This window comes from Mycobacterium sp. URHD0025 (assembly GCF_000426065.1).
Taxonomy (GTDB): domain Bacteria; phylum Actinomycetota; class Actinomycetes; order Mycobacteriales; family Mycobacteriaceae; genus Mycobacterium.
The window spans coordinates 1-13,545 of record NZ_AUEQ01000009.1; the positions used below are offsets into that span (position 1 = coordinate 1).

A 13,545-nucleotide genomic window follows, 5' to 3' on the forward strand; every position below is an offset into this window, starting at 1 on the left:
GGTGCATTCCGATCAGGGCTTCCAATACCGGCATTGGTCCTGGCGTAAGTTGCTCGGCGACGTTGAGGCGGTGCAGTCGATGTCGCGCAAAGGCAACTGCTATGACAACGCGGTCATGGAGAACTTTTTCGGCCACCTGAAGTCAGAAATGTTCCACCACAACCGGTTCGACACTGTCGAGGACTTCGCCGCTGCCCTCGACACCTACATCCACTGGTACAACATCGAACGAATCTCGACAAAGCTCAAGGGCCTGAGCCCGGTCCAATACCGGGCCCAGGCCCTTGCCGCTTAGGCTCCAAACGTCAGAGTCCAACTTCTGGGGACCACTTCATTCACGTGAAAAGGGGCAGTTTTGTGTCTGCTCGGCGAGAAAAAGTCAGGCGCCGTAAACGGGAACCGCGGGCCGCGCCTTGGCCAGCAGGTCGTTGACCACCGGGCCCAGCTCGGCGGGATCCCACTTGGCGCCCTTGTCGATCTGCGGGCCGTGCGCCCAGCCCTCGGCGATGCGGATCTTGCCGCCCTCGATCTCGAACATCTTGCCGGTCACGTCCTTTGACTCGACGCTGCCCAGCCAGACCACCAGGGGCGAGATGTTCTCCGCGGCCATGGCATCGAACGACTGGTCCTGAGTGGCCATCATGTCGGCGAAGACGGTCTCGGTCATCCGGGTCCGGGCCGAGGGCGCAATGCCATTGACGGTGACGCCGTACCGGCCCATCTCGGCCGCGGCGACCAGGGTCAGCGCAGCGATGCCCGCCTTGGAGGCGCTGTACGTGGCCTGGCCGACACTGCCCTGCAGGCCGGCGCCCGAGCTGGTGTTGATGATGCGGGCATCGACGGTCTCGCCGGCCTTGGACTTGGCCCGCCAGTACGCGGCGGCGTGCTTCATGGTGGCGAAGTGCCCCTTGAGATGCACTGCGGTGACGGCGTCGAACTCTTCTTCGGTGGCGTTGGCGAACATCCGGTCGCGCACGATCCCGGCATTGTTGACCAGGACGTCCAGGGTTCCGAACGCGTCAACCGCGGTCTGGATCAGGCCCTCGGCCTGGGCCCAGTCGGCGACGTTGGCGCCGCTGGTGACGGCTTCGCCTCCGGCCGCGACGATCTCGTCGACGACGTTCTGCGCCGCGCTGCCACCGCCGGCGGGTGAACCGTCCAGGCCCACTCCGATGTCGTTGACCACCACGCGGGCACCCTCGGCGGCGAACGCGAGCGCGTGCTCACGCCCGATACCGCCACCGGCGCCCGTCACGATGACCACGCGGCCGTCGAGCAATCCCATTGTCATGTCTCCTTTTTCGAATTACTTGATGTCGGCGGTCGTGGTGGACAGGTAGTGCGGTGGTTCGCCGCCACCGTGCACCTCCAACGACGCGCCGCTGATGTACGAGGCCGCATCCGAGGCCAGAAATGCTGTGGCCCAGCCGATATCGGCCGGCTTGGCGAGCCGGCCCAGCGGCACATTGCGCGAGATGGCCGCGATGGATTCGGCGTCGCCGTAGAACAGTTCGGACTGTTCGGTCTCGACCATGCCCACCACCACCGAGTTCACCCGGACCTTCGGCGCCCACTCGACGGCCAGCGTCGCGGTGAGGTTGTCGATGCCGGCCTTGGCCGCACCATAGGCAGCCGTCCCCGGAGTGGGCCGGTGGCCGCTGACGCTGGAGATGTTGACGATGGAACCGCCCGAGTCCTGGCTCTGCATCACGGCGTTGGCATGTGTGGACACCGACAGCGCGCCGATCAGGTTGAGCTCGATGATCTTGGTGCTGAACTTCGCCGACGCGTCGGCGGCCAGCACGTACGGCGAGCCGCCGGCGTTGTTGACGACCACGTCGATGCGGCCGTGCTTCTCGACGACCGCATCGACGAGGGCTTTCACCGAGTCGTCATCGCGGATGTCGCAGGAGTGGAACTCGTACGGCAGTCCCTCAACCGGACGGCGTGCGCAGGTCACCACAGTGGCGCCCTGACCGGCAAAAACCGCGCTGATCCCAGCGCCGACCCCTCGCACTCCGCCGGTCACCAGGACCACCTTGCCGGCCAAACCCAAACTGATGGCACCGGCTTCTGGCGTATCTGTCACTGTGCTAGCGTACCAAGCAAGTGCTTGCTTAGGTAGCGACCCCTTCAGGAAGTGGATTGATGACGATCACCACCAAGACAGTCGAACCGGGCATTGTCTCGGTCACCGTCAACTACCCGCCCGTCAACGCCATCCCGTCGGCCGGATGGTTCGAACTCGGCGACGCGATCACGGCCGCGGGCCGCGACCGCAGCACCCACGTCGTGATCCTGCGGGCCGAGGGCCGTGGCTTCAACGCCGGCGTGGACATCAAGGAAATGCAGAACACCGAGGGCTTCACCGCGCTGATCGACGCGAACCGTGGGTGCTACCACGCGTTCAAGGCGGTCTACGAGTGCGAGGTCCCCGTCATCGCCGCCGTCAACGGCTTCTGCGTCGGCGGTGGAATCGGCCTGGTCGGCAACGCCGACGTGATCGTCGCTTCCGATGACGCCAAATTCGGCCTCCCCGAGGTCGAACGCGGCGCACTCGGTGCGGCGACCCATCTCTCCCGACTGGTCCCCCAGCACCTGATGCGTCGGCTGTTCTTCACCGCCGCCACCGTTCCCGCCGAGACGCTGCACCACTTCGGCTCTGTGCACGAGGTCGTCCCCCGCGAGGATCTCGACGAGGCTGCCCTGCGCGTCGCCCGCGACATCGCCAGCAAGGACACCCGGGTGATCCGGGCCGCCAAGGAGGCACTGAACTTCATCGACGTGCAGCCCGTCAACGCGCGGTACCGGATGGAGCAGGGCTTCACCTTCGAACTCAACCTGTCCGGTGTGTCCGACGAACACCGCGACGCCTTCGCCGGCACCGAGAAGGGATCCAAATAACATGGGAGACAAGAGGACAACGCTCGATGAGGCGGTTGCCTCGATCGAGAGCGGCATGACCATCGGTATCGGCGGCTGGGGCTCGCGGCGCAAGCCCATGGCCTTCGTGCGCGCCCTGCTGCGCACCGACGTCAAAGACCTGACCGTGGTCACCTATGGCGGCCCGGATCTGGGCCTGCTGTGCTCGGCGGGCAAGGTCAAGCGCGTCTACTACGGCTTCGTCTCGCTGGACTCGCCGCCGTTCTACGACCCGTGGTTCGCCAAGGCCCGCACCAGCGGTGCGATCGAGGCCCGCGAGATGGACGAGGGCATGCTGCGCTGCGGGCTGCAGGCTGCCGCTCAACGGCTGCCGTTCCTGCCGATCCGCGCCGGTCTGGGTAGCGACGTCCGTACGTTCTGGGGCGATGAGCTCAAGACCGTGAAGTCCCCATACCCCACCGGCGACGGATACGAAGAGTTGATCGCAATGCCCGCGCTGAACCTCGACGCGGCCTTCGTTCACATGAATCTCGGTGACGCCCAGGGCAATGCTGCCTACACCGGTATCGACCCGTACTTCGACGACCTGTTCCTGATGTCGGCACAGCGTCGCTTCCTGTCCGTTGAGCGCGTGGTCTCCACCGAGGAACTGGTCAAGGCTGTTCCGACGCAGGCCCTGCTGATCAACCGGATGATGGTCGATTCTGTGGTGGAGGCACCCAACGGTGCGCACTTCACCACCAATGAGCCGGATTACCGGCGCGACGAGAAGTTCCAGCGCCACTACGCAGAGGCCGCAGGGTCCGACGAGACCTGGGCCGAGTTCGTCAAGACGTATCTGTCCGGTAGTGAGGCCGACTACCAGGCCGCGGTCCGCGCGTTCAAGACTGCTCAGGAGGAAACCAAGTGATTGCCGTGACCCGCGCCGAGGTGTGCGCCGTTGCCTGTGCCGAACTGTTCCGCGACGCCGGCGAGATCATGGCCAGCCCGATGACCACCGTCGTCCAGATCGGTGCCCGGCTGGCCCGGCTGACCTTCTCCCCCGACATCGTGCTGACCGACGGTGAGGCCCGGATCCTGGCCGACACCCCGGCGATCGGCGCTCCGTTCACCGTCGAGGGCTGGATGCCGTTCAACCGCGTCTTCGAGACCTTGGCCTGGGGCAAGCGCCATGTGGTGATGGGCGCCAACCAGATCGACCGCTACGGGAACCAGAACCTCTCGGCTTTCGGCCCCATCCAGCACCCGACCCGACAGATGTTCGGCGTCCGCGGTGCCCCGGGCAACAGCATCAACCACGCCACGAGCTACTTCGTGGGCAACCACTCCAAGCGTGTCTTCACCGAATCGGTGGACATCGTCTCCGGAATCGGCTGGGACAAGATCGATCCCGAGAACCCGGCCTACCGGTTCGCCAACATCTACCGCGTGGTCTCCAACCTGGGTGTGTTCGACTTCAACGGTCCCGACCACCAGATGCGGGCGGTGTCGCTGCACCCCGGTGTCGAAGCGCAACAAGTGGCCGATAACACCTCCTTCGAGGTGCACGGCCTCGACAGCGCCGAGACCACCCGGCTGCCCTCCGACGACGAGCTCAAGTTGCTCCGCGAAACGATCGATCCGAAGTCGTTGCGCGACAAAGAGATCAAGGTCTAAAGAATGGGCAAGCTCAAGACTCCGCTGACCGAGCTGGTCGGCATCGAGCATCCCGTCGTGCAGACGGGAATGGGCTGGGTGGCCGGGGCACGACTGGTCGCCGCAACCTCCAACGCCGGCGGGCTCGGCATCCTGGCGTCGGCGACGATGACGCTCGAGGAACTGCAGACCGCCGTCACCAAGGTCAAGGCCGCCACCGACAAGCCCTTCGGCATCAACATGCGTGCCGATGCGGGCGATGCCGGTGCGCGCGTCGACCTCCTGATCCGCGAAGGAGTCAAAGTCGCCTCCTTCGCTCTAGCACCCAAGCCCGAGCTGATCGCCAAGCTGAAAGACGCGGGCGTCGTGGTGATCCCGTCGGTCGGCGCGGCCAAGCACGCCAAGAAGGTGGCCGGCTGGGGCGCTGACGCGGTGATCGTGCAGGGCGGGGAGGGCGGTGGCCACACCGGTCCGGTCGCCACCACTCTGCTGCTGCCCTCGGTGCTCGATGCCGTCAAGGACACCGGTATGCCCGTGATCGCCGCCGGCGGCTTCTTCGACGGGCGCGGCCTGGCCGCCGCACTGTCCTACGGTGCGGCCGGAGTCGCCATGGGGACCCGGTTCCTGCTGACCTCGGACTCCACCGTGCCCGACGCGGTCAAGGAGCGGTATCTGCAGGCCGCGCTGGACGGCACCGTGGTGTCCACCCGGGTGGACGGCATGCCGCACCGCGTGCTGCGCACCGGACTGGTGGAGAAACTCGAGAGCGGTTCGCGGGCACGCGGCTTCGCCGCCGCCATCGGCAACGCTCAGAAGTTCAAGAAGCTCTCGGGCATGACGTGGTTGTCGATAGCGAAGGACGGCCTGGCCATGCGGCACGGCAAAGAGCTGACCTGGTCGCAGGTCGTGATGGCGGCCAACACCCCGATGTTGCTCAAAGCCGGTCTGGTGGAGGGCAATACCGACGCCGGCGTGCTGGCGTCGGGCCAGGTCGCCGGCATCATCAACGACCTGCCATCATGCGCTGAGCTGGTCGAGAAGATCGTCGACGAGGCGATCGAGCATCTGCAGTCCGCGTCGGGCTACATCCAGTAACCCTCCCTGCCGAGCAGACTTAGAACTGCCCCTTTTCTCATGAAAAGGGGCAGTTCTGCTGGGGGCCCCTCCCGCTTGCGGGGGACTGCTCGCGGGGGAACGCCGGGCACAGTGGAGGCATGGACATCCGACGCGTCGAGAACCCCGTGGTGAGGCGGGCCGCCCAGGGACTGCACAACTTCAACAGCAGGCACCCGTGGAGCCACAACGACCATTTCCACGGCTGGATCCTGGCCAACCTGCCCGCGCATCGTGGCACCGCGATCGACATCGGCTGCGGTCAGGGCGGATTGGTGACGCAACTGGCCGGTCGGTTCGCACAGGTCCGTGGCACGGATCTGGATGCGGGCATGCGCGCCGAGGCGATCCGGCGGTGTGCCGGCCTGACCAACGTCACCATCGACGACAGCCAACTGGCCGAACTCGACGGGCCGGTCGACCTGATCAGCATGATCGCGGTGCTGCACCACCTCGACGTCGAGCGAGCGCTGGTCGACATCAAGCGACTTCTGGCTCCAGGCGGGCGGTTCCTGGCCGTCGGGCTGGCCGCCCCCGGCTCCCTCCGCGATACCGCGTGGGATCTGGCGTCCGCGGTGACCAACCCGCTGATCGGCCTGATCAAACATCCGCGGCCGGTGCGCGGCGGTCCGGTGCCCGCGCCGTTCCCGGCCCGGGATCCGCAACTCAGCTTCGCTCAGTTGCAGACGATCGTCGAGCGGGTCATGCCGGGCGCACAGATGCGCCGCCGGCTGGCGTTCCGGCACACGATCTGCTGGACGAAGCCGGGCCGGTAGCCCCGCGCATTGTTACCGCGGTGATAAATCATCGGCCCCACGGCGGCCATCCGAACCGTTGACCACCGCGCCCCGACCGCTCACCTCAAGCCGTCAACCAGGCGGTCGCCGCAGGTGGAAGCGGTAATCGTGCCCGCGACGGCGGATCAGCGTATGACTGCCACGTTCCCGCGAAATGACTTGCGCGTTAACGCGATTTCACAGGGCTGAATGCCCTCCAGTGCGTTCTTTTGACGGCCTCCGCAACCCTCTTACGCTCGTGAATCAACAGCTTGGAGGGACGGATCGTGGTCGATTCACACGCAGGCGGCACAACACCTGCCGATGCTTTGCTGCGCCTTGGCAAGTACTTCCACCGGGGTGAAATCTCCGACGATCAGCGAACCCTGCACAAGATCGGTGGCCGCTCGGCCGACGACTTCTACCGGGACCGCTGGGCACACGACAAAGTCGTGCGTTCGACCCATGGCGTCAACTGCACCGGATCCTGCTCGTGGAAGATCTACGTCAAGGACGGCGTGATCACGTGGGAGTCGCAGCAGACCGACTATCCATCGGTCGGCTCCGACAAGCCCGAGTACGAGCCTCGGGGGTGCCCGCGCGGCGCGTCATTTTCGTGGTACACGTATTCGCCTGCGCGCGTTCGCTATCCGTACGTCCGCGGGGTGCTGCTGGAGTATTACCGCGAGGCCAAGGAGCGTCTGAAGGACCCCGTGTTGGCGTGGGCCGACATCGTCGAGGATCCCGAGAAATCGAAGCGCTACAAGACCGCCCGCGGCAAGGGCGGATTCGTGCGCGCCGAATGGTGGGAGGCAGCCGAGATCGCCGCCGCCGCCCATGTCCACACCGTCAAGAAGTACGGACCGGACCGCGTGGCCGGATTCTCGCCGATCCCGGCGATGTCGATGGTGAGCCATGCCGTCGGCGCCCGATTCATCTCGCTTCTCGGTGGGTCGATGCTGTCGTTCTACGACTGGTATGCCGACCTGCCGGTGGCCTCGCCGCAGGTGTTCGGAGACCAGACCGATGTACCCGAGTCGGCCGACTGGTTCGACGCCGGATACCTGATGATGTGGGGCTCCAACGTCCCCGTCACCCGAACGCCGGACGCGCACTACATGACCGAGGCCCGGTATCGCGGCCAGAAGGTGGTCGTGGTGTCGCCGGACTACGCGGACAACACCAAGTTCGCCGACGAGTGGCTACCGGCCCGCCCCGGCACCGACGCCGCTCTCGCGATGGCGATGGGTCACGTGATCCTCAAAGAGTTCTTCGTCGACAACAAGACGCCGTACTTCACCGATTACGTCAAGAAGTACACCGACCTGCCGTTCCTGGTCACCCTGGTCGAACGAGACGGACGGGTGCTGCCCGGGAAGTTCCTCACCGCGGCCGATCTCGGCGGCGAACACGCGGACACGGAAGCGGCATCCTCGAAGACCGTGCTGCTGGACCAAACCGGGCGGCCCGTGGTGCCCAACGGCTCACTCGGACACCGGTTCACCGCGTCCGGCGAGGGCCATTGGAATCTCGACCTGCAGGGTGTCCACCCGATGCTGACCCTGCACGGCAACAACGACGACACCGCGAATGTCGCCCTGCCGCGGTTCGACAGCGACAAACCCGGCGTGCTGGAACGCGGCGTACCGACCAAAATGGTTGCCGGACATCGGGTGACGACGGTCTTCGACCTGATGCTCGCGCAGTACGGGGTGGCCCGTGACGGACTCCCCGGACAGTGGCCGTCCGGTTACGACGATGCCTCCGAGCCCTACACACCGGCCTGGCAGGAAGCGATCACCGGTGTGCCCGCGCAGGCCGCCGAGCGCATCGCACGGGAGTTCGCCGACAACGCCGAACGTTCCAAGGGCCGGTCGATGATCCTGATGGGCGCGGGCACCAACCACTGGTTCCACTCCGATCAGATCTACCGCTCGTTCCTCACGCTGGTCATGCTCACCGGTTGTCAGGGCGTCAACGGCGGCGGCTGGGCACACTATGTCGGCCAGGAGAAGTGCCGGCCGGTCACGGGTTGGTCCACCCTGGCATTCGGCCTCGACTGGCAGCGGCCGGCACGGCAGATGCAGGGCACGATCTTCTGGTATCTGGCGACCGATCAGTGGCGCTACGACCCGTTCACCTCAGAGGTGATGGCCTCTCCCCTGGCCGAGGGACGCTTCGCCGGTCGCACCGTGGCGGACAGTATCGCGCTGGCCACCCGGCTCGGCTGGATGCCGAGTTACCCGACCTTCAACCGCAACCCGCTGGACCTGGCCGATGAAGCCATCCGGATGGGCAAGGACGCGGCGGAATACGTTGTGGACGGCCTCAAGTCGGGGCATCTGCAGTTCGCCTGCGAGGATCCCGACGCCCCGGAGAACTTTCCGCGGTGCCTGACGGTGTGGCGGTCGAACCTCCTGGGATCCTCGGCCAAGGGCAACGAGTACTTCCTCAAACATCTGCTCGGCACCGATTCCGCGGTGGCCGCGCGCGACGAGGACGGTATCCGCCCGCAGGAGGTGCGCTGGCGCGACGAAGCCCCCGTGGGAAAGCTCGACCTGTTGCTGTCGCTCGATTTTCGCAACACCAGCACCACGTTGTTCTCCGACATCGTGTTGCCCGCCGCGACCTGGTACGAGAAGCACGACCTGTCGAGCACCGACATGCACCCGTTCGTCCACGCGTTCTCGCCTGCCATCTCCCCACCTTGGGAGACCAAGACCGACTTCGATGCGTTCCACCGCATCGCCCGCGGCTTCTCGTGGCTGGCAGAGAAGCACCTCGGCAAGCGCAAGGACATCGTGGCCATGCCCCTGCAACATGACAGCGCCGACGCCACCGCGCAGCCCGGCGGTCACGTGCTGGACTGGAAAGCCGGTGAGTGCGAACCGATTCCCGGCAAGACCATGCCCCGGCTGGTCACCGTGGACCGCGACTATCCGGCGATCGCCGAGAAGATGGCCGCGCTCGGGCCGATGGTGGAAACCGTGGGACTCACCACCAAGGGGGTGACCACCCACCCCGATGAGGAGGTCGAGTACCTGCGCGGAATCAACGGCACAGTGGTCAGCGGCGTCGCTGTCGGACGCCCGTCGCTGGCCAAGGACACCCACGCCGCCGAGGCGATCCTGGCGCTCTCGGGCACCACCAACGGTCGCCTGGCCGTCGAGGGCTTCGAGGCGCTGGAACGACGCACCGGAACCGAACTGTCCGACCTGGCCAAGGAGAACGAAGGCAAGCGAATCACATTCGCCGACACCCAGGCCCGGCCGGTCCCCGTCAACACCTCACCGGAGTGGTCCGGGTCGGAAACCGGCGGCCGGCGCTACTCCCCTTTCACCATCAACACCGAACGGCTGAAGCCCTGGCACACATTGACCGGCCGCCAGCATTTCTACCTGGACCACGACTGGATGAGTGAGCTCGGCGAACAGCTGCCGACGTTCCGGCCACCGCTGGACATGACGGCGCTGTTCGACGAACCCGTCGTAGGTAGCACAGTCGGGGACGCGTCCAGTCGCTCCATCACGGTGCGGTACCTGACCCCGCACTCGAAATGGTCGATTCACTCTGCCTACCAGGACAACCTGTACATGCTCACGCTGTCCCGTGGCGGCCAGTGCATCTGGATGTCGGACGTCGACGCCGCCAAGATCGGGGTCAAGGACAACGACTGGATCGAATGCACCAACCGCAACGGAGTGGTGAACGCCCGCGCGATCGTCAGCCACCGTATGCCCGAAGGCCTGGTGTTCATGTACCACGCCCAGGACAAGGCGGTCGACGTACCGCGCACCGAGAAGAACGGGAAGCGTGGCGGCATCCACAATGCGCTCACCCGCATCATGATCAAGCCCACCCACCTGATCGGTGGATACGCGCAGCAGTCCTTCGCCCTGAACTACCACGGGCCCACCGGAAACCAACGCGACGAGGTCACCACGATTCGTCGCCGCTCGCAGGAAGTGGAGTACTGACCATGACCGGACCCCAAGCTTGCGGAGTGGCCCAATGAAGGTGATGGCGCAGCTCGCGATGGTGATGAACCTCGACAAGTGCATCGGCTGCCACACCTGCAGCGTCACGTGCAAACAGGCGTGGACCAACCGCGGCGGTGTGGAGTACGTGTGGTTCAACAACGTGGAAACCCGTCCAGGACAAGGATATCCGCGCCAGTACCAGGATCAGGAACGCTGGAAGGGTGGCTGGACGCTGAACAAGCGCGGCAAGCTCACCCTGAAATCCGGCTCCCGGTTCAAGCGGCTGCTGAACATCTTCGCCAACCCTGACCTGCCCACGGTGTCGGACTACTACGATCCCTGGACCTACGACTACGAGAACCTGCTGTCCGCGCCGGCGATGGACACCACGCCGGTGGCCCGGCCCAAATCGCTGATCACCGGCCGGGATACCAAGGTCACCTGGGGAGCCAACTGGGACGACGACCTGGGCGGCGGGCCCGAGCAGGTGGGCCGAGACCCGTTGTTGGCCAAGGTCGCCGAAGTATCCGAGAAGGTCAAGCTCGAATTCGAGCAGACGTTCATGTTCTACCTACCCCGGATCTGCGAGCACTGTCTCAACCCGGCGTGCGCGGCGGCATGCCCGTCCGGCGCGATCTACAAGCGCTCCGAAGACGGCATCGTGCTGGTGGATCAGGACAAATGCCGCGGCTGGCGACAGTGCGTCACCGGGTGTCCCTACAAGAAGATCTACTTCAACCACAAGACCGGCAAGGCCGAGAAGTGCACATTCTGCTACCCGCGGGTCGAGGTCGGCATCCCCACGGTGTGTTCGGAGACCTGTGTCGGGCGGCTCCGCTACATCGGCGTGATGCTCTATGACGCGGACGCGGTGTTGGAGGCAGCGTCGGTCACCGACGACAAGAACCTCTACCCGTCACAGCTCGGCGTGTTCCTCAACCCGCACGACCCACGCGTCGTGGCCGAAGCAGAGCGGGCCGGAATCTCCCCGGAATGGATTGAGGCAGCCCAGAATTCACCGGTATACCGGCTGATCGTCGACTATCAGGTGGCCCTGCCCCTGCATCCGGAATACCGGACCATGCCGATGGTCTGGTACGTGCCGCCGCTATCACCGGTGGTGGACATTCTCAAGGAGACCGGCCACGACGGCGAGAACAAGAACAACCTGTTCGGCGCCATCGACACGCTGCGGATCCCGATCGAATATCTCGCCGAGTTGTTCACCGCCGGCGAGGTGGGCCCGGTGCGGGCATCGCTGCAGCGGCTTGCCGCCATGCGGTCCTATATGCGGGCCGCCAACCTGGGCGAGGAATTCGACGAGACCATCCCGGAGTCTGTGCGCCTCAGCGGCGACGAGATCGAATCGATGTACCGGCTGCTGGCCATCGCCAAGTACCAGGACCGGTATGTCATCCCGACCGGGGCCGGGTCCGACGCGCACCGCCTCGACGCGCTGGCCACCGGTTGCAGCCTGGACGGTGACGGCGGGCCGGGAATGACCGCGTACGACACGATGGTGAACAAGTTCCACCTGACAAATACCAATGATGCTGTTCCACAAGGTGATCCGACCCGGGTCAACCTGCTCAACTGGGACGGCCGGAGCACAGACGGGTTGCTGCCGACCACATGAAGCTACTCACCCTTGGTCGCAGAACAGGTACCGGTACGAGCCTGTCCGAACGTCAGCAGCGTCTGGTGTGGCGGATGACTGCGCTGCTGCTCGACTACCCGACGACCGAAACAGCCGATCTTGCCGGACAACTGGACGCTGTCGCCGCGGAGTTGCCCGAGGCGGTCCGAGTGCCGCTGAGCGAGTTCCTGCGGGAGTTCGGCGAAACCGACCCGATGCAGCGCGCGTCGAACTATGTCGCGACGTTCGACATGCAGCGGCGCAGCAGCCTGCATCTCACGTACTACGCCTACGGCGACACCCGTAAACGGGGAATGGCGCTGCTGCGGTTCAAGCACGCGTACCGCCAGGCGGGCATCGAGATCGGTGACGCAGAGCTGCCCGACTATCTGCCGATGGTGCTGGAGTTCGCGGCGATGATCGATCAGGTCCAGGGCGAGCGGCTGTTGGCCGAGCACGTTCCGGTGCTCGAACTGCTGCGGCTTTCCCTGCAGGACAACGGATCCTACTACACCGGGCTGCTGGCGGCCGTCCTCGCCACGTTGCCTCCGGTGAACACTGCCGACCGCCGCCGCATCGCTCAACTCGCCGCCGAGGGCCCACCCGATGAGGATGTCGGACTCGATCCGTTTGCGATGGACCCGATGGCATCCGGAGGAAGCCAATGAGCGCGCACCCGATGAGCGCTCGCGCGAAGAGAGAAAGACTCCGATGAGCGCTCGCGCAAAGTGAGAAAGACTCCGATGAGCGCTCGCGCGAAGAGAGAAAGGCTCCGATGAGCAACGTACTGTGGATGACCTTGCCGTACATCGCGTTCACGTCGTTCGCGCTCGGGCATATCTGGCGTTACAAGGCCGACCAGTTCGGTTGGACCACAAGGTCTTCGCAGATCTACGAGAGCAGACTGCTGAGGCTGGGCAGCCCGCTGTTCCACTTCGGCATCCTCGGGGTGCTCGCCGGACACGTGGTCGGACTGCTGATCCCGCAGTCCTGGACCTCGGCGGTGGGCGTCTCCGACCACGTCTACCACCTGATGTCGGTGAGTATGGGCTCGCTGGCCGGAGTGGCCGTCGTCGCCGGGGTGTCCATCCTGCTCTACCGCCGAGTCACCGTCCCGGAAGTGCGCACGGCGACCACTCTGAACGACAAGGTGATGTACCTGCTGCTCGTCGGGGCTCTGGCGACCGGGATGCTGAACACCCTGACCAACGTCTTCTCGACGTACAACTATCGCGAAACCGTGTCGCCGTGGTTCCGCAGCTTGTTCACGTTGCACCCGGCACCACAGCTGATGGCCGATACTCCGTGGACGTTCCAGGCGCATGTGCTGATAGTCGTTGCCCTGCTGGGGCTTTGGCCGTACACGCGGTTGGTGCACATGTTCAGCGCACCGATCGGCTATCTGGTCCGCCCCTATGTGATCTACCGCAGCCGGGACCCGCGGCGTGCGGGCAAGAACCGCTACGCCAAGGCGTGGGTGACACCGCAGGCACCACCTCCGCGCAGCCGCTGGGTGTGAGCC

Annotated in this window: 12 protein-coding genes; 10 read left to right on the plus strand and 2 right to left on the minus strand. The window is 65.4% G+C overall.

Annotation, left to right across the window (positions count from 1 at the left end):
- Window positions 1-295, plus strand: a 295-nt coding sequence (locus tag H977_RS0112670; protein WP_029108220.1) for an IS3 family transposase, incomplete at its 5' end; no start/stop codon positions are given.
- A gap of 84 nt (window positions 296-379) precedes the next feature.
- Here the strand turns inward: H977_RS0112670 and H977_RS0112675 are convergent.
- Both H977_RS0112675 and H977_RS0112680 read right to left on the minus strand, forming a co-directional pair.
- The gene (locus tag H977_RS0112675) at window positions 380-1,285 is read right to left on the minus strand and encodes an SDR family oxidoreductase (RefSeq protein ID WP_029108221.1); all 906 of its coding nucleotides are present in this window, start codon (window positions 1,283-1,285) and stop codon (window positions 380-382) included.
- Between the two features lie 21 nt (window positions 1,286-1,306).
- A complete protein-coding gene (locus H977_RS0112680; protein ID WP_029108222.1) occupies window positions 1,307-2,089 on the minus strand; it encodes an SDR family oxidoreductase in 783 nt (260 codons plus the stop codon).
- A gap of 59 nt (window positions 2,090-2,148) precedes the next feature.
- On the opposite strand from H977_RS0112680, the gene echA20 reads away from it, so the two are divergent.
- The 9 genes from echA20 (at window position 2,149) to narI (ending at window position 13,542) form a co-directional block, all read left to right on the plus strand.
- The gene (echA20, locus tag H977_RS0112685; RefSeq protein ID WP_029108223.1) at window positions 2,149-2,904 is read left to right on the plus strand and encodes a (7aS)-7a-methyl-1,5-dioxo-2,3,5,6,7,7a-hexahydro-1H-indene-carboxyl-CoA hydrolase; all 756 of its coding nucleotides are present in this window, start codon (window positions 2,149-2,151) and stop codon (window positions 2,902-2,904) included.
- A gap of 1 nt (window position 2,905) precedes the next feature.
- Window positions 2,906-3,793: a cholesterol ring-cleaving hydrolase subunit IpdA gene (gene ipdA, locus H977_RS0112690; RefSeq protein ID WP_029108224.1), complete on the plus strand. Its 888-nt coding sequence runs from the start codon at window positions 2,906-2,908 to the stop codon at window positions 3,791-3,793.
- The gene (gene ipdB / locus H977_RS0112695; protein ID WP_029108225.1) at window positions 3,790-4,539 is read left to right on the plus strand and encodes a cholesterol ring-cleaving hydrolase subunit IpdB; all 750 of its coding nucleotides are present in this window, start codon (window positions 3,790-3,792) and stop codon (window positions 4,537-4,539) included. Before ipdA ends, ipdB begins: the two co-directional genes overlap by 4 nt.
- 3 nt (window positions 4,540-4,542) lie before the next feature.
- Window positions 4,543-5,613, plus strand: a complete 1,071-nt coding sequence (gene ipdC / locus H977_RS0112700; protein ID WP_029108226.1) for a (3aS,4S,5R,7aS)-5-hydroxy-7a-methyl-1-oxo-octahydro-1H-indene-4-carboxyl-CoA dehydrogenase — start codon at window positions 4,543-4,545, stop codon at window positions 5,611-5,613.
- 119 nt (window positions 5,614-5,732) lie between these two features.
- On the plus strand, window positions 5,733-6,407 hold the full coding sequence (locus H977_RS0112705) for a class I SAM-dependent methyltransferase (RefSeq protein WP_029108227.1): 675 nt from the start codon (window positions 5,733-5,735) through the stop codon (window positions 6,405-6,407).
- Between the two features lie 329 nt (window positions 6,408-6,736).
- Window positions 6,737-10,384 (plus strand): nitrate reductase subunit alpha, encoded by a 3,648-nt coding sequence (locus H977_RS0112710; RefSeq protein WP_502691169.1) that lies wholly within the window; start codon window positions 6,737-6,739, stop codon window positions 10,382-10,384.
- 34 nt (window positions 10,385-10,418) lie between these two features.
- On the plus strand, window positions 10,419-12,023 hold the full coding sequence (gene narH, locus H977_RS0112715) for a nitrate reductase subunit beta (protein ID WP_051288824.1): 1,605 nt from the start codon (window positions 10,419-10,421) through the stop codon (window positions 12,021-12,023).
- Entirely contained in the window at window positions 12,020-12,691 is a 672-nt protein-coding gene (gene narJ, locus H977_RS0112720; RefSeq protein WP_029108230.1) for a nitrate reductase molybdenum cofactor assembly chaperone, read from the plus strand. Before narH ends, narJ begins: the two co-directional genes overlap by 4 nt.
- Window positions 12,692-12,798: 107 nt before the next feature.
- Window positions 12,799-13,542 (plus strand): respiratory nitrate reductase subunit gamma, encoded by a 744-nt coding sequence (gene narI / locus H977_RS0112725; protein WP_029108231.1) that lies wholly within the window; start codon window positions 12,799-12,801, stop codon window positions 13,540-13,542.
- Window positions 13,543-13,545: the final 3 nt, after the last annotated feature.

What these genes read in the sequence shown, in the direction of transcription:
- H977_RS0112675 (WP_029108221.1), bottom strand. Translation starts at nt 1,285, where the DNA reads ATGGGATTGCTCGACGGCCGCGTGGTCATCGTGACGGGCGCCGGTGGC.
- echA20 (WP_029108223.1), top strand. Translation starts at nt 2,149, where the DNA reads ATGACGATCACCACCAAGACAGTCGAACCGGGCATTGTCTCGGTCACC.
- ipdA (WP_029108224.1), top strand. Translation starts at nt 2,906, where the DNA reads ATGGGAGACAAGAGGACAACGCTCGATGAGGCGGTTGCCTCGATCGAG.
- ipdC (WP_029108226.1), top strand. Translation starts at nt 4,543, where the DNA reads ATGGGCAAGCTCAAGACTCCGCTGACCGAGCTGGTCGGCATCGAGCAT.
- H977_RS0112705 (WP_029108227.1), top strand. Translation starts at nt 5,733, where the DNA reads ATGGACATCCGACGCGTCGAGAACCCCGTGGTGAGGCGGGCCGCCCAG.
- narH (WP_051288824.1), top strand. Translation starts at nt 10,419, where the DNA reads ATGAAGGTGATGGCGCAGCTCGCGATGGTGATGAACCTCGACAAGTGC.
- narJ (WP_029108230.1), top strand. Translation starts at nt 12,020, where the DNA reads ATGAAGCTACTCACCCTTGGTCGCAGAACAGGTACCGGTACGAGCCTG.
- narI (WP_029108231.1), top strand. Translation starts at nt 12,799, where the DNA reads ATGAGCAACGTACTGTGGATGACCTTGCCGTACATCGCGTTCACGTCG.